Below are 21,980 nucleotides of genomic sequence, written 5' to 3' on the forward strand. Positions count from 1 at the left end.
ATCCCATCCCGAACTCAGTAGTGAAACGATGCATCGCCGATGGTAGTGTGGGGTTTCCCCATGTGAGAGTAGGTCATCGTCAAGATTCATTTCGCAAAACCCCTATCTGCGTGAGCAGGTAGGGGTTTTGTCTTTAAGTAGGAACTACAGAGATTCGCTGGTACGTCCGCAGGACGGGCCGGCACACAGAATTTCTTGACGACCATAGAGCATTGGAACCACCTGATCCCATCCCGAACTCAGCAGTGAAACGATGCATCGCCGATGGTAGTGTGGGGTTTCCCCATGTGAGAGTAGGTCATCGTCAAGATTCAAACCCAAAGCCCCTGTCTGCACTGCAGACAGGGGCTTTGTCTTTTCCGGCCTACAGCACTGCGACCTTGCGCGCCTTGCTCTTGCGCCTCGCCTGCAGCTTGCGCCACCACACATACACCCCGGTGACGGACAGCACGGCAATCACGATGCCCAATACCGCAATAAGGATCTGCCCGGTCATACCGATGATCCGCCCGCCATGTATGGGCAGCTGCAACCGATAGAACTGCTCACCCAGCGTGCCTTGCCCGGCGATTTCCTGGCCGAGCAGATGACCATCGGTGCCATGGAAGAACAACCAGGACTTACCGTGGGCATCGGTATCGTGCTGGCCAAAGCCGGCACCGTAGAAGTTGTATTCGAAGCTGTAGTACAGCTCGCCAATGGCAGCGGTCAGCCCTAGCCGCGAGCCTTCTTCCAAGGCCCGCTGATAGGCCTGTTGGTACGTCAGCCTGGTTACCCCCAGCTCTTCCTTCGGCAACGCACCACGCGCCTCGTAGACGCTCGGCTCAACGGGTGAGAACAACGATACTGCCGGCTTGAACACTTGGGCTGGCAGGTTCATCGCAACGCTGCTGATCGCCACCGGAAGCAGGAGCAGCCAAAGCCATAATCCACTGGCCCTGTGGATATCCATGTTGAGTCGGTAGGCATGCCCGCCCTTGATCTTCCAGGCGGTTGCCCACTTGCGCCAGAAAGGCCGCCCCCGGGGCAAGGTCAGCAACACGGCAATGAAACAATCCACAACCCACAAGATGGCCACCACACCCATCAACAGCAGGCCCCAATTGCCCGGCAGCGTCAGGCTGTAATGCAGCTCGAGGATGAACGGCATGAAGTTCTCTCGCGAGAAGCAACATTCGCCCCAATAGCGTTGGCCGAGCGTTTGACCGCTGACAGGGTCCATATAGAACACAGTGTTCTTTTCGGCATATGGCTCGCCGGTCTGCGGATCATTGCGCGGCACCATGGCCAGCAGGGCAGAATGCCCAGCCTCCTGTGGATACTCCATGTACCAGACCTGCAGGCGCGGATGTTGCGCCTGCAACTTATCCACAAGTACCCCAGGCTGTTGAACAACTCCTTTGGCCGGCGCTTCATAGAAACCCGGGTTCAGCCACTCGTCCAGTTCGTGATGAAACGCAAGTACGCTGCCAGTCAGGCCAGCAAGCGCAAGGAACACCGCAGTCACCAGCCCCAGGTAACGGTGCAGCAGTACAGAGAATTGACGCATCTAGCCAAGCTCCCAAAAACACCAGAAACGAAAAAGCCAGCGCCTGAAGTCAGGCGCTGGCTTTGCAACCAGGTCGTACCCGGTCAGAACTGATAACTGACCGTAGCGCTGACATTGCGCTCTTCACCCATGTAGCAGTAGTTCAAGCTTGCACACGATGTGACGTAGGTTTCGTTGGTGAGGTTGTTGGCATTAAGGCGCACATCCACACCCTTGAGCCCCACCTTGCCGAGGTCGTAGCCCACCGAGGCGTCGAACAGGGTGTAGGAAGGCACCTTCATGCTGTTTTCCGCATCCACCCAGCTGTAGCCCACGTACCGCACGCCGCCACCGAGGCGCAGGCCGTCCAGCGGCCCTTGGTGGAAGTTGTAGTCCGCCCACAACGAGAACATCTGCTTCGGTGCCTGGGTCGGTGAGTTGCCTTTGTTGTCGAGACCCGACACCAGGCTGGGCATCGATTTGGAATATTCGATATCGGTAAAGGTGTAGCCACCCAGCACCTTGAGGTTGTCCGTTACCTGCACGTGGGCTTCCAGCTCCAGGCCCTGGGAACGCACCTCCCCCACAGGGCGGTAGAAGTCTTCGTTCGGCTGCTTGGACGCCAGGTTTTCCTGCTCGATGCGGAATACCGATGCGGTGAACAGGTTGTCGCTGCCTGGTGGTTGGTACTTGATGCCCGCTTCCCACTGGGTGCCCTCGGTCGGCGCCAGTGGGCGGCCATCCTGGTCGGACACGGTGTTGGGGTTGAAGGATTCCGAGTAGCTGGCATATGGGGCAATACCGTTCTCGAACAGGTAGAGCACGCCGGCACGGGTGGTGAACTTCGAGCGGTCATCGCTGGCCCGGGTGTCGCTGTCGCGGTTTTCTTCCGAGACTTTTACCCAGTCCTGGCGCAGCCCCAGCGAGAAGCGCCATTGGTCCAGCTCGACCAGGTCCTGCAGGTATACCCCAGTCTGTTGCAAACGGCGCTGATAGCGGTTTTCGCCGAGTACCTGAAGGTTGCCATTGCCGTATTGCGGGTTGCCGGCATCGAGCGGGTTGACGGTGCCATAGCGCCAGGCCACATCGGCCTTGCGCCGTTGATAGTCGGTGCCCAGCAACACTGTGTGCTTGGCCGCGCCGGTGAAGAATTCCGCCTGCAGCATGTTGTCGATGATGTAGGAGTGCAGGCGCTCGTCACCACCGGTATAGGCGCGGTTGAGGATATTGCTGTCAGCGTCTGCCCAGCCTGCCGAGTAGACCTGGTCCATCGACACGTCGGAATCCTGGTAGCGGAAGTTCTGCCGTGCGGTGAAGACATCGTTGAATCGATGCTCGAACTGGTAGCTGAACGACTGCTGAGTGCGTTCGTAGTTATCGATGCCCGGCTCGCCTTCGAAGAAGTGATCGGACAGCCTCAGGCCGTTGCGCTTGTGCAGCATGCCATCGGCCGGGTTGCCGCCATGGTAGCCACCGTTGGGGTCGTGCTGCAGGTAGGCCTGCAGTGTCAGCGAGGTGTCCTCGGTAAAGTCGATGCTGATCGCGGGCGCAATGGCGTAGCGCTCTTCCTTGTTGTGGTCGAACTGCGTGTCGGAAGCATCCGCCAGCCCGGTCAGTCGATAGGCAATGCGCTTGTCGTCATCCAGCGGACCGCTGAAGTCGAAACCCATGCCACGCTGGCCCTGTGTACCGACAGTGGCCTGTACCTGATGGTAAGCCTCGAACAGCGGCTTCTTGGTGGTCAGCGCCACCAGGCCGCCCGGAGAGCTGCGGCCGTAAAGCACCGAGGAAGGGCCTTTGAGGATGTCGATACGCTCGATGAAATACGGGTCTACCTGCATGGTGCTGTAGGTGCCGTTATCACCCATGGACTTCAGGCCATCGACGTAGATGTTGTCCACCGAGCCGTCGTTGAAGCCGCGCATCGCCACATAGTCATAGCGATGCGTGGCGCCATAGGGGTTGGTCAGCACGCCGGGGGTGTAGCGCATGGCCTGGGCGACGGTCTGCGAGCCCTGGTCATCGATCTGTTGGCGGGTCACTACCGACACCGATTGCGAGGTTTCCACCAGCGGCATGCTGGTCTTGGTCGCAACCTGGCTGTGGGTGGCGTTGTAACCGTCCATGCTGCCCAAGGCGTTGCCCAGGGTGAAGCTGCGCACATCGGTATCAGGCAGTGACAACGCGGCATCTGCAGGCTGGGCGTGCAGCACATAGCTGCGGCCGTCCGCGCTGGTAGCCTCCAGGCCCGTGCCATTGAGCAACTGGCGCAGCGCCTGGTCTGTCGGGTACTGCCCCTGCAGGCCGTTCGAGCGTTTCTCGCCGGTCAATTGCGGCGTGCTCGACAGGGTGATGCCAGCCTGGCGGGCAAATTGGTTGAGCACCTCGTTCAGCGGGCCTGGTGCGATCGCGTATTGCTGGCTCAGCTGCGCCGGTTCGGCGGCGTTCGCCAGTATTGGCGCGCCGCTCATGCCAAGGGCGGTGCCGAACAGAGCGGCACGTACCGCTTTGCGTAGCCTGGCTGAATTCAAGACAGGTCGAAAATCATTCTCGGTAGCGAGGTACGCTGGAGGTGAAGCGATGGGCATGTCGAAGTCCGTCGAGTCGTTATAGGGCAGATGGAGTTGCTTACTGTCCTAGCCGGACGTGTCGTCAAAACCCGCCAGAAATTTCTTGCTGATATCGAATCAGGCCACACGCTCGATCCGTATCCACCAGCGTGTACGTTGGCGAAGCTGGACTGGCAGCGTCTGTGGCAGCAACTGCAGCAATTGGTCCGGGTTTTCCAGGCGGAATACCCCAGACAGGCGCAAATCGGCGATATCGTCACTGCAGCCGAGGTATCCATGCCTATAACGGCTCACCTGCGCGAGGAAATCGGCCAGGCGCATGTCACGGGTGACAATCAGCCCATCCGCCCACGCTGCAGCGTCCATGTCGACTTGCGCCAGCCGTTGCGCCCCCACTGCATCTATCCGCCAGTTCTGGCCGTCGGCCATCCATTGCAGTTCGCCTGTACCTGGGTGGTGAATGGCAACTCTGCCCTGGCTGACGCTGACCCGCGTGCAGTCGGCATCCTGGCGGACCACAAACCGCCCTTCGAAGCCCTCCAGCAGGGCATCACGGGTCTGCACCAGCAGCGGCTGCCCTTTGTACGGCGTTTGGCTGCACGTGAGCATCAGCTCGCCGTGCTTGAGGCGAACCATGCGCTGCTGCTCGGTGAACGCCAGGTCTACTGCGGTGCGTGTGTTGAGTTGCAGCAGAGAGCCGTCGGGCAAGTGGACAGTGCGGCGTTCGCCGGTAGCGGTGGCATAGTCCGAGGTCCATGCACTGATGGTATCCAGGTCTTTGGCCAGCCAGCTCGCCGACCCTATCATTGCAGCGCCGCCCAGCAGCTTCAGCGCCTGGCGCCGATGCAGGCGCCGTTGGCTGGTTTCCAAGGTCTGCAGCGCGACGCCCGCTCCGGGAATGGCGCGCAGGTCGAGATCCTGCTGCAGGCTCGTCACGCGTTGCCAGGCCAGCTCATGCTCGTGTTGGGTATTTCGCCACCGCTCGCATTGCTGTGCCAACACCGGGTCGTTGCCGCTTTCGCGCAGGCGGAGCATCCAGTGGATAGCCTGTTTGACGGCTTTGGAGGAGGGCGCCATGTCAGCGTTCGTCTTCGTAGCGCAACAGGTAGCAGTGGTAGAGCGCATCGGCCACATGCCGCTCAACCGAGCGCAGGGAGATGCCCATCTGTTCGGCGATGGCCTTGTGGCTCAACCCTTCACATTGGGCCAGCAGGAACGCGCGGCGTACCTTGGGCTTGAGCCCGTCGAGCATCCGCGCGATGCGTTCCAGCAGCTCCAGCAGCAGTTCGCGGGTTTCGGCCGAGGGCACCTGCCCCTCGGGCACGTGTGCCAAGGCTTGCAGATAAGCACGGTGCAGCTCTTCACGCCGCCAGTGGTCGATGACCAGGCCGCGGGCGATTGTGCGCAGGAAGGCCCGTGGCGCGTTCAGCTGAAGCTGCTCATGGCGTTGCAGCAACCGCACGAAGGTGTCCTGGGCAAGGTCCGCAGCATCAGCGGCATTGCCAAGCTTGCTGCGCAGCCACGTATTCAGCCAGCTGTGGTGGTCACTGTAGAGCGTGTGCACGGAGTCATTCGAAGGCATGACGAGCAATCGGCATAAATGATAATTAGTCTCATTGTTTGCCGGAGCGGGTGCTGTTTGCAACTTTCATTTGCAGCCGGCCCACTCAGTTGGGCGATTGCTTGTCCAGGTAACTCCTGATCACCCGAGCGCCATTGTTCAGGTGCTGCTCCAGCACCCTCACGGCTTCATCCACCAGCTTGTCACTGGCGGCGTCCGCCAGCGCGTTGTGATCGTCCTGGGTCAGCTTGCCCAGCCCCATCGACGACAGGTGGAAGCGCAGAAAGCGTTCCTCCTCATTGAGCTCGTTCTCGATCAGGCGCAGCAGCTTCTGGTTTGGCGCCTTGCCATACAGCGCCATGTGAAAGAGCCGGTTGAGGCGGCCGATTTCGGCATGGCGGGTTTCGTTTTCCAGCTGCTGGATATAGCCGCGGGCGCGAGCAATGTCGTCGGCATCGAGCAGCGGAATGGACTGGCGCAGCGCCTCGGACTCGAGCAACACACGCAGCGCGTAGGTATCGACCGCGTCTTCGCCGATCAGGGGTGCGACGACCGCGCCCTTGTGCATCTCCACGTTCACTAGCGATTGCGCCTCGAGCTGGCGCAACGCCTCGCGCACTGGCATGCGGCTGACGCCATACAGGGTGGCGAGTTCTTGCTGGCGCACGGCTGTGCCGGGCGGCAGGCGGCCATCGAGAATGGCGCTGCGCAGGCGCTCTTCGATCACGGCACGGGCCAGGTGTGCCGGCAGTTGCTCGCTGGCCAGCACATTGCTCAGTTTGATTTTCTCGGCCACGCGGAGTCTGCCTCGACGACGAAAGTTGGATCCAATGACACTAGTAATAGGCAAGGGGCCTTGTCAAACCGACGCTCGCAGCGGAGCGAACGAAACAAGGCCATGGGATATGGTGTATGAAGTCGCCTGGCAAAGGAAGCGGCATATACCAAGCGCTATCAAGAAAGTTATAGCGGCCTGGCCACCGCCGGCCATGATTGCAGGGTGCCATTGTTTTTTACGCTTGCAAGCCGCACCATCGCTGCTTTCGATTGGTCTGAACAGGTCTTTGCAGTGGCGATACCCTGGCTGCTCAAAACCGCCGTACGACGTGTAGGCCTTGCTGTTCTGCTGGGTTGCTTGCTGCTGGGCGGCTTGCATGCAGACTGGGATTTTTCCCAGATCAGCCGCAAATCACAGGCTCTATACGGCCCGCTGGGGGCGGGCAAGGGCCGCATCGACGCCTGGCAGCAGCTGATGGTTGCACAAAGCCAGGGGTCCGAGCTGCAGCGGCTGCAGGCGGTCAACCTGTTTTTCAACCAGCAATTACGCTATGTCGAAGACATCGACCTGTGGCACGAAGTCGATTACTGGGCCACGCCGATCCAGGCTTTGATCAAAGGCGCCGGCGATTGCGAGGATTACGCCATCGCCAAGTATTTCAGCCTGCGGCGCATGGGCATCCCCAGCGAGAAGCTGCGCATCACCTACGTCAAAGCCCTGCGCCAGAACCGCGCGCACATGGTGCTGACCTATTATTCAAGCCCACAGGCCCAGCCACTGGTGCTCGACAGCCTGATGGACGCCATCAAGCCGGCCAGCCAGCGAACAGACCTGCTACCCGTGTACGCCTTCAACGGCGAAGGCTTGTGGTTGACGGGGGCAGCGGGCAACAAGAAAGTCGGCGACACCAAGCGCCTGTCACGCTGGCAGGACGTGCTGAAGAAAATGCAGGCCGAAGGGTTCCCGGCCGAACCGGTTTACTGAAGGAGCACAGATGTCACTGTTCAAACAATTACTGTTGGCCATTTGCCTGTTCCTGGTGGTCGCGTTCAGCGGCAGCTTCATGGTCAGCCTGGAGAGCTCGCGCAGCCAATACGTCAACCAGCTGCGCTCGCATGCCCAGGACGCAGCCACGGCGCTGGCGCTGTCACTCACGCCAAATATCGACGACCCGGCCATGGTCGAGCTGATGATCAGTTCGATTTTCGACAGTGGCTATTACTCCAGCATCAAAGTGGTCGATCTGGCGTCCAATGCCGTGCTGGTGGAGCGACATGCCGAACCCGACCCGGGTGGCGTCCCTGCCTGGTTCACGCATTTGATCGGCCTGGAACCGGCCGGTGGCGATGCCATCGTCAGCCGCGGCTGGCAGCAGGCCGCGCGGGTCGAAGTAATCAGCCATCCGATGTTCGCCATCGCCAAGCTGTGGCAGAGCGCCCTGGGCAGCCTGGGCTGGCTGCTGCTTTGCGGTGCGGCCAGCGCCGTGCTCGGTGCCTTGCTGCTACGCCGCCAGTTGCGCCCGCTGGACTACATGGTTGAACAGTCCCACGCCATCGCCCGCCGCGAGTTCCTGAGCCTGCCGGAGTTGCCGCGCACGCCCGAGCTGCGTCGGGTGGTGCAGGCGATGAACCAGATGGTCGAAAAGCTCAAGGCGCTGTTCACCGAGCAGGCAGAGCGTAGTGAGCGGTTGCGTACCGAATCCTATCAGGACAGCCTGACCGGGCTGTCCAACCGCCGTTACTTCGAAATGCAATTGACCACCCGGGTCAGTAACCTGGAAGAAGCACGGGCTGGCTATTTGCTGTTACTGCGTGTCCAGGACCTTACCGGGCTCAATGCCCGCCTGGGTGGCCAGCGCACCGACCAGTTGCTGCAGGCGGTGGGCGAACAGCTGCGGCGTACTTGCGCAACATTCCCCGAAACCAAAGACCTGATATCCCGCAGCCGTGGTGGTGAATTCGCTGTGCTGGCGCCTGGCATGGTGCACGAAGAGGCCGTGCAGCTCGCCCAGGCCCTCGAGGCAACCTTGCAGAGCTTGCACGAGACCGGCGCCACCGACGTTGACCCGGTGGCTTGTATCGGCCTGGCCCCCTTCAGCCCTGGAGACGCACCTCAAGCGCTGCTGAAGCTTGCCGATGAGGCCCTGGCGCGTGCGGAAAACCAGCCGACGCCAGGCTGGGTGTGCCTGGAGCAGGGCGCGGCAGCAGTGGCTGGCGATAGCCATCATGACTGGCACACGCGGCTTGACCAGGCCTTCGTCAAAGGCCAGTTCGAACTGTTCTTCCAGCCGGTGGTTGATTGCAAGGCGGTGCACCGCGTGCTGCACCACAAAGTGATTTCGCGGCTGCACGATGATCAGGGCGAGCCGCTGCCGGCTGGGCGTTTCCTGCCGTGGCTGGAGCGTTTTGGCTGGATGCCGCGGCTGGATGTACTGGTGCTGGAAAAGGTGCTGGCGCACTTGCGTAGCCACACTGAAGTGCTGGCGCTCAACCTGTCCGCAGCGACCCTCGCCGACCCCAAGGCGTTGCAACGGGTTTACGAACTGCTCGGCCAGCATGCCGTACTCGGGCCGCGCCTGGTTCTGGAAATCGGTGAAGAACAATTGCCTGCGCAAGCTGTGCTCGAGCAATTGACCCGGCGCCTGCACGGTCTAGGTTTCGGGCTGGCGCTGCAGCGTTTCGGTGGCCGTTTCAGCATGATCGGCAACCTGGCGCACCTGGGCCTGGCGTACCTCAAGATCGACGGCAGTTACATTCGCAACATCGACCACGAGCAGCACAAACGCCTGTTCATCGAGGCGATCCAGCGCGCGGCGCACAGCATCGACCTGCCGTTGGTCGCCGAGCGGGTCGAGACCGAAGGTGAGCGGCTAGTGCTGGCGGAGATGGGCGTAGAAGGCATTCAGGGGCAGCTGGTCGGCGAGCCTGCACCCTGGCGCTGAATGAGCACTGAGGGTGCAGGCCGCACCCTCAGGGCAGAAAACTGCGGTGATCAGCGTTCGCGCAGTGCCTCGGAGCGGGCCTTCATGATCGGCTTGAGCAGGTAACTCATGATGGTCTTCTTGCCAGTCATGATATCCACCGTGGCCACCATGCCCGGGATGATCAGCAAGGGCTTCTCGTCGGTACCCAGGTGACTCCTTTCGGTACGCAGCCGGATCAGGTAGTAGGTGGTTTTCTTGTCTTCATCGGTGATGGTGTCGGCACCGATCTGCTCAAGCTTGGCCTTCAGGCCGCCGTAGATGGTGTAGTCGTAAGCCGTGAACTTGACCGTTGCTTCCTGGCCCGGATGGAGGAAGGCGATGTCCTTGGGCAGGATCTTCGCTTCGACCACAAGGCTGTCATCCAGCGGCACGATTTCGACGATATCGCTGCCCGGCTGGATCACTCCGCCGACGGTATTGACCAGCAACTGCTTGACGATGCCGCGCACCGGCGAGGTGACCATGGTGCGGTTGACCCGGTCATCCAAGGCCTTGCCCGTGGCGGTTGCCTTGTTCAACTCGGTGCGGGCTTCGTTGAGTTGGGTCAGTGCATCGCTGCGGAACTTGCCGCGGGTTTCCTCGATCTTGCTCTGCACTTCCTTGATGGCCGCTTCGGCACGGGGGATGGCCAGCGCGGTCGAGTCCATCTGGCCGCGGTTTTCAACTTCGGCGCGGCGCAGGCGCAGCACCTCCACCTGTGAAATCGCCCCTTGGGCCACCAGGGGCTCGGACATGGCGATCTCCTGGCGCAGCAGCTGCAGGCTGTTGGCGTACTGTGCCCGCTTGGAGGTGAATTCGCGCAGCTCCTGCTGTTTTTGCACCAGTTGCTGTTCCAGGCCGCTGATCTCGTCCTGCAGTTGCTGGCGCCGGCTCTGATAAAGCGACTGCTCGCTGGCGGCTTGGCTTGGCGCGGCCTTGCGCAGTTCTTCGTCGATCTGCAGCGGCTTGTCGTCCACTTCAGCGCTAAGGCGCTGTACACGCAGGGCCATGGCCAGGCGGTCGGCTTCAGTTTCACCCACATTGGATGCAAAGCGGGTTTCGTCAAGCCGCAGCAACGGCTCACCGACTTCGACGATCTGACCCTCCTTGGCATAAATCTGCGCGACGATACCCCCTTCCAGGTTCTGGATTTTCTGCACCTTGGAGGAGGGGATCGCCTTGCCTTCGCCGCGGGTCACTTCATCGATGGGGGCCACGCTGGCCCAGATGATCATGACCAGGAAGAACGCGATGATGCCCCAGATGGTCAGGCGCACGATGCGCGGCGCATCTTCGACCAGCGCCTTCTTGACCTCGGGCAGGGGTTGCCCGACGAGCGACTCGGAACCCTTGAAATAGCGGCGCATGTTGTCCTTGAAACGCCCCATATCCAGCTTATGCAACACTGATCTGCCCCTTCTTCAGCGCATCCATGACGGCGGCCTTCGGGCCATCCGCAACGATCTGTCCACGGTCGATCACGATCAACCGGTCCACCAGCGACAGCAACGACGCCCGGTGAGTCACCAGCAGCACGGTCTTGCCTTCAATCACTGCGCCCAAGCGCTGCTTGAGGCGTTCTTCGCCGGTGTTGTCCATGGCGCTGGTGGGTTCGTCCAGCAGCAGAATTTGCGGGTTGAGCAGCAGCGCCCTGGCCAGGGCAACGTTCTGTCGCTGGCCGCCGGAAAGGTTCTGCCCGCGTTCGCCAACCTGCAGCTCATAGCCGTCGGGGTGCAGGCGGGCGAACTCATGCACGCCGGCCAGTTCGGCAGCTTGCAGGATGAGTTCGTCTTCGATGTAGCGGGCGCCGCTGACCAGGTTGTCGCGCAGGGTCCCTGCCAGCAGCTGAATGTCTTGTGGGACATAACCGATATTGTGGCGCAGCTCGCTGACGTCGATCTGGCGGATGTCCACGCCATCCACCAGCAGCGAGCCGTTGTCGGCCTCGTACAGGCCGACGATGAGCTTGGCCAGCGAGCTCTTGCCCGAGCCGCTGCGGCCGATGATGCCAACCTTCTCGCCGGGGCGGATATTCAGGTTGATGCCCCTGAGCGCCTGGTTCTGCTGATTGGGGTAGGTGAAGTCGACACCGCGGAACTCGACAGCCCCCTGCAGCACCTGACGGCTCAGCGGCCGCTCCTCGAAATTGCGCTCCTGCGGCAGCTCCATCATCTGGTCGGTGGCCACCATGGTCACCTTGGCCTGCTGGTAGCGGGCCAGCAAGCCATTCAGCGAGCCTAGCGGGCCAAGTGCCCGACCGCTGAGCATGTAGCAGGCAACCAGGCCGCCCATGCTGAGGTTGCCATCGATGATCAGGTAAACGCCCACGCAGATCATCGCCACCCCCGCCAGCTGCTGGATCAGCATGGTGATGTTCATCGCCAGGCTCGACAGCACTTTCACGCGCAGCTCAAGGCGGCTGAGGGTGCCGAGGGTCTGCTCCCACATGTACTGGCGTTCGCTTTCGGCGTTGTTGACCTTTACAGCATCCAGGCCGGCCAGCGTTTCGATCAGGCTGGACTGGCGCTCGGATGCCAACGCCATGGTGCGCTCCATGGTGGCCATCAGCGGCTTCTGCAGGGCATAGCCGATGCCCAGAGCCAACGGGAAGGCCAGGATCGGGATCCACACCAGATGCCCGCCGATGATGGCAATGACCAGCAGGATCAACAGGGTAAACGGCAGGTCGATCAGGGTGGTCAGCGTAAGCGAGGCCAGAAAGTCGCGCAGGCCTTGGAATTCGTGGATGTTCTGGGCAAAGCTACCGACCCTCGCAGGGCGGTACTTCATCGACATGCCCACGATACGCTCGAACAGCGTCGCCGAAATGATCAGGTCGGTCTTCTTGCCGGCAAGGTCGAGGCAAAGCCCGCGCAGGCCTTTGAGTATCAGGTCGAACACATAGGCGAAGCCGATGCCTGCAGCCAGCACCCACAGCGTCGAAGTGGCCTGGTTGGGCACCACGCGGTCGTACACGTTCATCACGAACAGTGGCGCGGCCAGTGCAATCAAGTTGATCACCAGGCTGGCCGCGATGGCGTCGATGTACAGCCACTTGCTGCGCATCAGCGTGTCGCGGAACCAGGAGCGGGCGCGCGGGATGAGGTTGCCGTGATTGACGTCGAACTTGTGCTGCGGCTGGGCGAAGAACACTTTGCCGCTGTAGTCGCCCTGCAGCGCCTCGCGGCTGACCAGCACCTCACCACCGTCGCTCTCGCTGAGCAGCAGGCGGGCGGTGTCCTGGTTTTCCCAACCCAGCAGCACGGCGCAGCGGCCCTCATTGAGCAGCAACATGGCCGGCATGGCGATGCTTGGGATCTGCTCCAGCTTGCGCTGCAGCAGGCGCCCTTGCAGCCCGGCCCGCGCTGCGGCACGGGGCAGCAGGTCGGGGCTCAGGCGCTGGGCCGGCAAGGGCAGGCCGGTGGTCAGCATGGCCCGGCTCGCGGGCTTCTGGTGCAGAACACACAGCGTCAGCAGGCTATCCAGCAACGGGTCATCGTGCTGACTGCGTGGATCGTGGGTGAGTTGGACTCGACTGACTTCGGATTCCACGCGGCGCTCTCTTCATCCTTGCGGGTAGATGGTGCGGGTGCGCCTCAGTTCATGCCTGGCAGGTTCACTCGCGGTTTCAAATCATTCTGCACAACGGTGGCCATCGGGGCTACGACACCCTGACTTTTGAGCAGTTGGCCAATGGTCGCCTTGATTCGGTACTGAGTAAACAATTGTATGTTCTTCACCTCTACCAGACGGCGCTGGGCAGTGAAGGTTTCATTTTCACTGTCGAGCAAGTCGAGCAGGGTGCGTTCACCAAGGCTGAACTGCTGCTGATAGGCACTGCGCACCCGGTTGCTGTGATCGACGTACTGCTGGGCGATCGGTACCTGGGCATTGGCATTCTCCTGCGCATTCCATGCCAACCCCAGTTCTTCGTTCAACTGGCGCAGGGCATTGTTGCGAATATCCAGCGCCTGGTTGGCCAGGTACGACTTGGATTCCAGGTCCGCCTTGTTGCTGCCACCCGCGTACAAGTTGAAGTTCATTCGCAGCATGGCCTGCCACTCATTGTTATGGCCGACGGTCCCATCGACGTTGTTATCGGCCGTTCGTCCGAGTTCTGCATCGAACCGTGGATAGAAGCTCGACTTCGCTGCGTCGTACTGTTTTTCTGCCGCGGCGATGTCCGACTCGGCAGAGCGCAATACCGGGCTGCTCTCGACCATCTGCGCGCGCGCCTCATCCAGCGTTGCCGGCAGCAGGTCGATGAATGGCGCTGGCGCGCTCAGCTCATCTGGCATCTGGCCTACCACGCTGAGGAAGTTGGTGTTGGCGTCGGCGAGGTTGGTCTGTTCGGTGATCAAGTTGTTGCGTGCTTGCGCCAGGCGGGCTTCGGCCTGATCCAGGTCGGCCAGGCGCCCCACGCCACGGCTGGTCCGCAGTTTGATCTGGTCGAGGATCCGTTCGTGATTGCGCAGGTTTTCTTCGGCAAGGCGCACCATCTCGCGGCGTGACAGCACATCCAGATACACCTGGGCCACGTCGAGCGCTGTGCGTTCCGAGGTACCCATCAGCGAATAGGCGCGGGCATTGGCGGTGGCTTGTTGACGCCCGACTTCGCTGGAGGTGGCAAAACCGTCAAAAACCATTTGCCGAAGACGGATTGCTGACTCTCCTCGATTCATCGTTTCCCAGCGGTTGGCGGTACTCGGGCTGTCGGTCCCTTCACGGCCGTAGCCTGCAGTAACGTCCACCCGCGGCAAATAGCCGCCCTTGGCCGCTCGCACTTGGTAGTCGGCAGCCACGCGGGCATTGACCCCGGCTTGAACCTCCGGGTGCACCTCGAGGGCTTTCTGCATGGCTTCGGGCAAGGTTTGTGCTTGTACGAAAGTGGCGGCAAAGGCGAATGGAAGAGCGGTAAACAGTGACGCACGCATTTTTTTACTGATCCCCGAGGGCGCTGGTGTCCTGAATCACGGTCGAAGCGGTTCAGGTTTGGAAATGACAACCTGATTTGACCGATGAGCAGCTTCCGACGGGGCACTGGTATTAGTACTAAAGGAAGGAGTAGCAAACGTTCAAATATCAATGTGACATTACTTTGCCGATTGTTTAGGATGGCGATCATAAGGTCAATAGTTTGGCATAAAGTTAATAGCCGACAGTTATAGACGATATTTTGACGTCAAATATGTCGGAAACATTATCGACACAGTTCCGCCTGCAGTGGCTCATCAACGCCGCTCGGAGCATGGAAGTAGATCAGATCGGGTAACCCGGAGAGTCCAATGAGCAGCGTTGTAGCCATCGTTAAAAGTATTGTTGGCCAAGTCATCGCAGTATCCCCAGAAGGCATCCGGCGCGTACTGATCGAAGGCGATCGCCTGTTGGCCGGTGAAGAAGTCCTCACCGGCCCGGGCGGCGCCGTTACGCTTGAGCTGGCCGATGGGCGTCTGCTCGATTTGGGCCGTGACAGCCAGTGGAGCGCCGATGCGCCAGACAGCAGCACCGACCTGGGCCAGGCCACCGCGCAAGCCGCGCCGTCGGTAGAAGAGCTGCAGCAAGCGATCGCTGCTGGCGTGGACCCGACGACCGAACTGGAAGCGCCGGCAGCAGGGCCGGCAGCGGCAGGCGGTGGCTCGGTTGGTGGGGGGCACAGTTTTGTATTGCTGGAAGAAACTGCAGGCTCTGTGGACCCGACCATCGGCTTCCCGACTGACCCGCTGGGCTTCGCCGCCGGATTGAACAGCGATGAGGTCGGCGGGCTGGATACCGACGGCAACACCACCACAGCCGATACGCCGACAACGGTCGCCACTGGGCTCACCCTCAGCGCCACCCCTTCCATCTCCGAAGCGGGTGGCGTTATCGTCTATACCGCGACGGTCGGCCAAGCACCCACTTCCGCCCTGACCATCACGCTGTCGAATGGCGCCGTCGTCGTCATCCCGGCCGGGCAAACCAGCGGCACTGTCAGCGTCACGATTCCCGCCAACGATACGCCCTACATCGATGGCGGCCAGATCACCACGACCGTTACTGGCACTACCGGGGGCGGCGGCCTGACGGTTACCGTACCGCAAACGCCAGCAGTCACCCAGATCACCGATACCGTCGATACCACTACTGCCACCCTTACCGCCTCGCCAAGCGTGACCGAAGGCGGCGTGATCACCTACACCGTGACCTTGAGCAACCCTGCTCAGACTCCCGTGACTGTGACCCTGTCGAATGGCCAGACCGTTACCGTTGAAGCGGGCAAGACCACCGGCAGCGTGGACTTCCAGACGCCGGCCAATGACGTTTACGCCAATGGTTCGACGGTCAGCACCACCATCACCGGTGCCAGCGGCGGCAACTTCGAGCAGCTGACGCCGAATCCGGCGCCTGCTGAGACGGTGATTTCGGACTCGGTCGATACGACCACCGCGACCCTCACTGCGTCTCCAAGCGTGACCGAAGGCGGGGTGATCACTTACACCGTGACCCTGAGCAACCCAGCCCAGACTCCGGTTACTGTGACCCTGTCGAATGGCCAGACCGTTACCGTTGAAGCGGGCAAGACCACCGGCAGCGTGGACTTCCAGACGCCGGCCAATGACGTATACGCCAATGGTTCCACGGTCAATACCACCATCACCGGTGCCACCGGCGGCAATTTCGAGCAGCTGACGCCAAATCCGGCGCCTGCCGAGACCGTTATTTCGGACTCGGTCGATACGACCACCGCGACCCTCACTGCGTCTCCAAGCGTGACCGAAGGTGGGGTGATCACTTACACCGTGACCCTGAGCAACCCAGCCCAGACTCCGGTGACCGTGACCCTGTCGAATGGCCAGACCGTTACCGTTGAAGCGGGCAAGACCACCGGCAGCGTGGACTTCCAGACGCCGGCCAATGATGTTTACAACAATGGTTCGACGGTCAGCACCACCATCACCGGTGCCACCGGCGGCAATTTCGAGCAGTTGTCGATCAATCCGCTGGACGCTGTGACCATTATCACGGACAGCATCGACACCTCTACAGTCACCCTGACTGCCAATGCCTCGGTGGTAGAAGGTGGAGTCGTCACCTATACCGCCTCGGTGTCGGCTCCTGTGACCGGTTCGCCACTGGTCGTGACCCTGGCCAACGGCCAGAGCATCACCATCGGCGTCGGTGAATCGTCTGGATCGGTCAACTTCACCGCACCGAACAACGTCTACAACACCAACGCTCCGCTGACCAACAGCATCAGCAAGGTCGAAGGTGGTAACTACGAGCAGCTCGAAACTGCAGGCACGCCGACCACCACGGTCACCGACAGCCCAGCGACCCAAGCCACCACGGACCTGGTGCTGAGCGCCACCGGCGATGTCGCCGAAGGCGGCCAGATCGTCTACACCGCGACCCTGAGCAACCCAGCCGGCACGGCGATGACCGTGACCCTGAGCAACGGTGCGACCATCAGCATCGCCGCCGGTCAAACGACTGGCCAGGTCACTGTTGCCGCGCCGGCCGATGACGTCTACAAAGACGCCGGTCAGGTCAAAGTAAGTGTCACCGGCACCACCGGTGGCGATTTCGAGAATCTGGCCGTTAATCCAGCCGAAGCCGTCACCAACGTCAGCGATACGATCGATACGTCGACAGTGACCCTCACTGCCAATGCCTCGGTCGTGGAAGGTGGCGTGGTCACCTATACCGCCTCGGTGTCGGCACCGGTCACCGGTTCGCCACTGGTCGTGACCTTGGCCAACGGTCAGAGCATTACCATCGGCGTGGGCGAGTCGTCCGGCTCGGTCGATTTCACCGCACCGAACAACGTCTACAACACTAACGCTCCGCTGACCAACAGCATCACCAAGGTCGAAGGCGGCAACTACGAGCAGCTCGAAACCGCAGGTAACCCGACCACTACCGTCACCGACGGTCCAGACACCCAGGCCACCACCAACCTGGTGCTGAGCGCGACCGGCGATGTCGCCGAAGGCGGTCAGATCGTCTACACCGCGACGCTGAGCAACCCAGCCGGCACGGCGATGACCGTGACCCTGAGCAACGGTGCGACCATCAACATCGCCGCCGGTCAAACGACTGGCCAGGTCACTGTTGCCGCGCCGGCCGATGACGTCTACAAAGACGCCGGCCAAGTTAAAACCACCATCACTGGCACCACCGGTGGCGATTTCGAGAATCTGGCCGTTAATCCAGCCGAAGCCGTCACCAACGTCAGCGATACCATCGATACCAGCACGGTCACGTTGACCGCTAATGCCTCGGTCATCGAAGGCGGCGTGGTCACTTACACCGCTTCCGTCAGCGCGCCGGTTACCGGCAGCCCGCTGGTCGTGACCCTGGCCAATGGTCAGAGCATTACCATCGGCGTCGGCGAGTCGTCCGGTTCGGTCAACTTCACCGCGCCGAACAACGTCTACAACACCAATGCCCCGCTGACCAACAGCATCAGCAAGGTTGAAGGCGGTAACTACGAGCAGCTCGACACTGCAGGTAATCCGACCACCACGGTTACCGACAGCCCAGCGACCCAAGCCACCACGGACCTGGTGCTGAGCGCCACCGGCGATGTCGCCGAAGGTGGTCAGATCGTCTACACCGCCACGCTGAGCAACCCAGCCGGCACGGCGATGACCGTGACCCTGAGCAACGGCGCGACCATCAACATCGCCGCCGGTCAGACCTCTGGCCAGGTGACGGTCGCGGCGCCGGCCGATGACGTCTACAAAGACGCCGGTCAAGTCAAATCCACCATCACTGGCACCACCGGCGGTGACTTCGAGAATCTGGCGGTTAATCCAGCCGAAGCCGTCACCAACGTCAGCGACACCATCGATACCAGCACGGTCACGTTGACCGCTAATGCCTCGGTCATCGAAGGCGGCGTGGTCACTTACACCGCTTCCGTCAGCGCGCCGGTCACCGGTAGCCCGCTGGTTGTGACCCTGGCCAACGGCCAGAGCATCACCATCGGCGTCGGCGAGTCGTCTGGCTCGGTTGACTTCGTTGCACCGAACAACGTCTACAACACCAACGCTCCGCTGACCAACAGCATCAGCAAGGTTGAAGGCGGTAACTACGAGCAGCTCGACACTGCAGGTAATCCGACTACTACCGTGACCGACGGTCCTGACACCCAGGCCACCACCAACCTGGTGCTGAGTGCCACCGGCGATGTCGCCGAAGGTGGTCAGATCGTCTACACCGCCTCGCTGAGCAATCCAGCCGGTACGGCGATGACCGTGACCCTGAGCAACGGCGCGACCATCAACATCGCCGCCGGTCAAACGACTGGCCAGGTAACGGTCGCCGCACCGGCCGATGACGTCTACAAAGACGCCGGTCAGGTCAAAGTAAGTGTCACCGGCACTACCGGCGGCGACTTCGAGAAGCTGGCGGTCAACCCGGCCGAAGCCGTGACCAATGTCAGCGACACCATCGACACGTCGACCGTCACCCTGACCGCCACTCCAAGCGTGGTCGAGGGCGGCACCGTGGTGTACACCGCTTCCGTCAGCGCCCCGGTCACCGGCAGCCCGCTGGTGGTAACCCTGGCCAACGGTCAGAGCATCACCATCGGTGTCGGCGAGTCCTCCGGCTCGGTCAACTTCACCGCGCCGAACAACGTCTACAACACCAACACTCCGCTGACCAACAGCATCAGCAAGGTTGAAGGCGGTAACTACGAGCAGCTCGACACTGCAGGTAATCCGACCACCACCGTCACCGACAGCCCGGCCACCCAAGCCACCACGGACCTGGTGCTGAGTGCCACCGGCGATGTCGCTGAAGGCGGGCAGATCGTCTACACCGCGACCCTGAGCAACCCAGCCGGCACGGCAATGACCGTGACCTTGAGCAACGGCGCGACCATCAACATCGCGGCCGGCCAGACCGCAGGCCAGGTAACGGTCGCGGCGCCGGCCGATGACGTCTACAAAGACGCCGGCCAGGTCAAAGTGAGTGTCACCGGCACCACCGGCGGTGACTTCGAGAAGCTGGCGGTCAACCCGGCCGAAGCCGTGACCAATGTCAGTGACACCATCGACACGTCGACCGTCACCTTGACCGCCACTCCAAGCGTGGTCGAGGGCGGCACCGTGGTGTACACCGCTTCGGTGTCGGCCCCGGTCACCGGCAGCCCGCTGGTGGTCACGCTGGCCAACGGTCAGAGCATCACCATCGGTGTCGGTGAGTCGTCCGGTTCGGTCAACTTCACCGCGCCGAACAACGTCTACAACACCAATGCTCCGCTGACCAACAGCATTACCAAGATCGAAGGCGGCAACTACGAGCAGCTCGAAACTGCGGGCAACCCGACCACTACCGTCACCGACAGCCCGGACACCCAGGCCACCACCAACCTGGTGCTGAGCGCTACCGGCGATGTCGCCGAAGGCGGGCAGATCGTCTACACCGCCACGCTGAGCAACCCAGCGGGTACGGCGATGACCGTGACCCTGAGCAACGGTTCGACCATCAACATCGCCGCCGGCCAGACCACTGGCCAGGTGACGGTCGCCGCACCGGCCGATGACGTTTACAAAGACGCCGGTCAAGTCAAAGCCACCATTACTGGCACCACTGGCGGTGACTTCGAGAATCTGGCGGTTAATCCAGCCGAAGCTGTGACCAACGTCAGCGATACCATCGATACCAGCACGGTCACGTTGACCGCCAATGCTTCGGTCGTTGAAGGTGGCGTGGTCACCTACACCGCTTCCGTCAGCGCGCCGGTCACCGGTAGCCCACTGGTGGTCACGCTGGCCAACGGCCAGAGCATCACCATTGGCGTCGGCGAGTCGTCCGGCTCGGTCAACTTCACCGCGCCGAACAACGTCTACAACACCAACGCCCCGCTGACCAACAGCATCAGCAAGGTCGAAGGCGGCAATTACGAGCAGCTCGAAACCGCAGGTAACCCGACCACCACCGTCACCGATAGCCCGGACACCCAGGCCACCACTGACCTGGTGCTGAGCGCCACCGGCGATGTCGCCGAAGGCGGGCAGATCGTCTACACCGCCACGCTGAGCAACCCAGCGGGTACGGCGATGACCGTGACCCTGAGCAACGGCGCGACCATCAACATCGCGGCCGGCCAGACCGCAGGCCAGGTAACGGTCGCCGCACCGGCCGATGACGTCTACAAAGACGCCGGTCAGGTCAAAGTAAGTGTCACCGGCACTACCGGCGGCGACTTCGAGAAGCTGGCGGTCAACCCGGCCGAAGCCGTGACCAATGTCAGCGACACCATCGACACGTCGACCGTCACCCTGACCGCCACTCCAAGCGTGGTCGAGGGCGGCACCGTGGTGTACACCGCTTCCGTCAGCGCCCCGGTCACCGGCAGCCCGCTGGTGGTAACCCTGGCTAATGGCCAGAGCATCACCATCGGTGTCGGCGAGTCCTCCGGCTCGGTCAACTTCACCGCGCCGAACAACGTCTACAACACCAATGCCCCGCTGACCAACAGCATCAGCAAGGTTGAAGGCGGTAACTACGAGCAGCTCGACACTGCAGGTAATCCGACCACCACCGTCACCGACAGCCCGGCCACCCAAGCCACCACGGACCTGGTGCTGAGCGCCACCGGCGATGTCGCCGAGGGCGGCCAGATCGTCTACACCGCCACGCTGAGTAACCCAGCCGGCACGGCGATGACCGTGACCTTGAGCAACGGTGCGACCATCAACATCGCCGCCGGCCAGACCACTGGCCAGGTCACTGTTGCCGCGCCGGCCGATGACGTCTACAAAGACGCCGGTCAGGTCAAAGTAAGTGTCACCGGCACCACCGGTGGCGATTTCGAGAATCTGGCCGTTAATCCAGCCGAAGCCGTCACCAACGTCAGCGATACGATCGATACGTCGACAGTGACCCTCACTGCCAATGCCTCGGTCGTGGAAGGTGGCGTGGTCACCTATACCGCCTCGGTGTCGGCACCGGTCACCGGTTCGCCACTGGTCGTGACTTTGGCCAACGGTCAGAGCATTACCATCGGCGTGGGCGAGTCGTCCGGCTCGGTCGATTTCACCGCACCGAACAACGTCTACAACACTAACGCTCCGCTGACCAACAGCATCACCAAGGTCGAAGGCGGCAACTACGAGCAGCTCGAAACCGCAGGTAACCCGACCACTACCGTCACCGACGGTCCAGACACCCAGGCCACCACGGACCTGGTGCTGAGTGCCACCGGCGATGTCGCTGAAGGCGGCCAGATCGTCTACACCGCCACGCTGAGCAATCCAGCCGGCACGGCAATGACTGTGACCCTGAGCAACGGCGCGACCATCGCTATCGCCGCCGGCCAAACTGTCGGTCAAGTCACCGTCGCTGCGCCGGCCGATGACGTCTACAAGGACGCCGGTCAGGTCAAAGTAAGTGTCACCGGCACCACCGGTGGCGACTTCGAGAAGCTCGCGGTCAACCCGGCTGAAGCTGTCACCAACGTCAGTGACACCATCGACACGTCGACCGTGACCCTCACTGCCAATGCCTCGGTCGTGGAAGGTGGCGTGGTCACCTATACCGCCTCGGTGTCGGCACCGGTCACCGGTTCGCCACTGGTTGTGACCCTG

General features: G+C 61.7%; 11 protein-coding genes and 2 rRNA genes. 5 read left to right on the forward strand and 8 right to left on the reverse strand.

Going from position 1 to position 21,980, the window contains the following annotated elements; translation table 11 throughout:
* Together rrf (ACNQPL_RS25895) and rrf (ACNQPL_RS25900) are read left to right on the forward strand one after the other, a co-directional pair.
* Window positions 1–85: ribosomal RNA gene (rrf, locus tag ACNQPL_RS25895) — 5S ribosomal RNA — on the forward strand; the annotation flags it as partial.
* Window positions 86–194: 109 nt separating this feature from the next.
* Window positions 195–310, forward strand: a 5S ribosomal RNA gene (rrf, locus tag ACNQPL_RS25900).
* Between the two features lie 54 nt (window positions 311–364).
* Here rrf (ACNQPL_RS25900) and ACNQPL_RS25905 read toward each other — a convergent pair.
* From ACNQPL_RS25905 to ACNQPL_RS25925, 5 genes are all read right to left on the reverse strand, one after another.
* Window positions 365–1,549 carry a PepSY-associated TM helix domain-containing protein gene (locus tag ACNQPL_RS25905; protein ID WP_416468306.1) on the reverse strand — a complete coding sequence of 395 codons (1,185 nt, stop codon included), beginning with the start codon at window positions 1,547–1,549 and terminating at the stop codon, window positions 365–367.
* Between the two features lie 83 nt (window positions 1,550–1,632).
* Complete coding sequence (locus tag ACNQPL_RS25910; protein ID WP_346616192.1) at window positions 1,633–3,999, reverse strand: TonB-dependent siderophore receptor; 2,367 nt, start codon at window positions 3,997–3,999, stop codon at window positions 1,633–1,635.
* Between the two features lie 216 nt (window positions 4,000–4,215).
* A complete protein-coding gene (locus ACNQPL_RS25915) occupies window positions 4,216–5,175 on the reverse strand; it encodes a FecR domain-containing protein (RefSeq protein ID WP_416468307.1) in 960 nt (319 codons plus the stop codon).
* Between the two features lies 1 nt (window position 5,176).
* On the reverse strand, window positions 5,177–5,680 hold the full coding sequence (locus ACNQPL_RS25920; protein ID WP_346616188.1) for a sigma-70 family RNA polymerase sigma factor: 504 nt from the start codon (window positions 5,678–5,680) through the stop codon (window positions 5,177–5,179).
* A gap of 85 nt (window positions 5,681–5,765) precedes the next feature.
* Window positions 5,766–6,455, reverse strand: coding sequence for a GntR family transcriptional regulator (locus tag ACNQPL_RS25925; RefSeq protein WP_416468308.1), 690 nt, complete (start codon window positions 6,453–6,455; stop codon window positions 5,766–5,768).
* Window positions 6,456–6,659: 204 nt separating this feature from the next.
* Between ACNQPL_RS25925 and lapG the strand changes: the two genes are divergently transcribed.
* Entirely contained in the window at window positions 6,660–7,421 is a 762-nt protein-coding gene (gene lapG / locus ACNQPL_RS25930) for a cysteine protease LapG (protein ID WP_346616186.1), read from the forward strand.
* 10 nt (window positions 7,422–7,431) lie between these two features.
* A complete protein-coding gene (lapD, locus tag ACNQPL_RS25935; RefSeq protein WP_416468309.1) occupies window positions 7,432–9,378 on the forward strand; it encodes a cyclic di-GMP receptor LapD in 1,947 nt (648 codons plus the stop codon).
* A 50-nt stretch (window positions 9,379–9,428) separates the two neighbouring features.
* On the opposite strand, the gene ACNQPL_RS25940 is transcribed toward lapD, so the two are convergent.
* From ACNQPL_RS25940 to ACNQPL_RS25950, 3 genes are read right to left on the reverse strand one after another with little or no spacing between them, the layout of a single operon-like run.
* On the reverse strand, window positions 9,429–10,787 hold the full coding sequence (locus tag ACNQPL_RS25940) for an HlyD family type I secretion periplasmic adaptor subunit (protein ID WP_416468311.1): 1,359 nt from the start codon (window positions 10,785–10,787) through the stop codon (window positions 9,429–9,431).
* Between the two features lie 7 nt (window positions 10,788–10,794).
* Window positions 10,795–12,951, reverse strand: coding sequence for a type I secretion system permease/ATPase (locus ACNQPL_RS25945; RefSeq protein ID WP_346616184.1), 2,157 nt, complete (start codon window positions 12,949–12,951; stop codon window positions 10,795–10,797).
* Between the two features lie 44 nt (window positions 12,952–12,995).
* Complete coding sequence (locus tag ACNQPL_RS25950) at window positions 12,996–14,333, reverse strand: TolC family outer membrane protein (RefSeq protein ID WP_346616183.1); 1,338 nt, start codon at window positions 14,331–14,333, stop codon at window positions 12,996–12,998.
* Between the two features lie 351 nt (window positions 14,334–14,684).
* Between ACNQPL_RS25950 and ACNQPL_RS25955 the strand changes: the two genes are divergently transcribed.
* Window positions 14,685–21,980, forward strand: a 7,296-nt coding sequence (locus ACNQPL_RS25955; protein WP_416468310.1) for a retention module-containing protein, incomplete at its 3' end; no start/stop codon positions are given.

The organism is Pseudomonas sp. LFS044 (assembly GCF_047978245.1).
Classification (GTDB): Bacteria; Pseudomonadota; Gammaproteobacteria; order Pseudomonadales; family Pseudomonadaceae; genus Aquipseudomonas.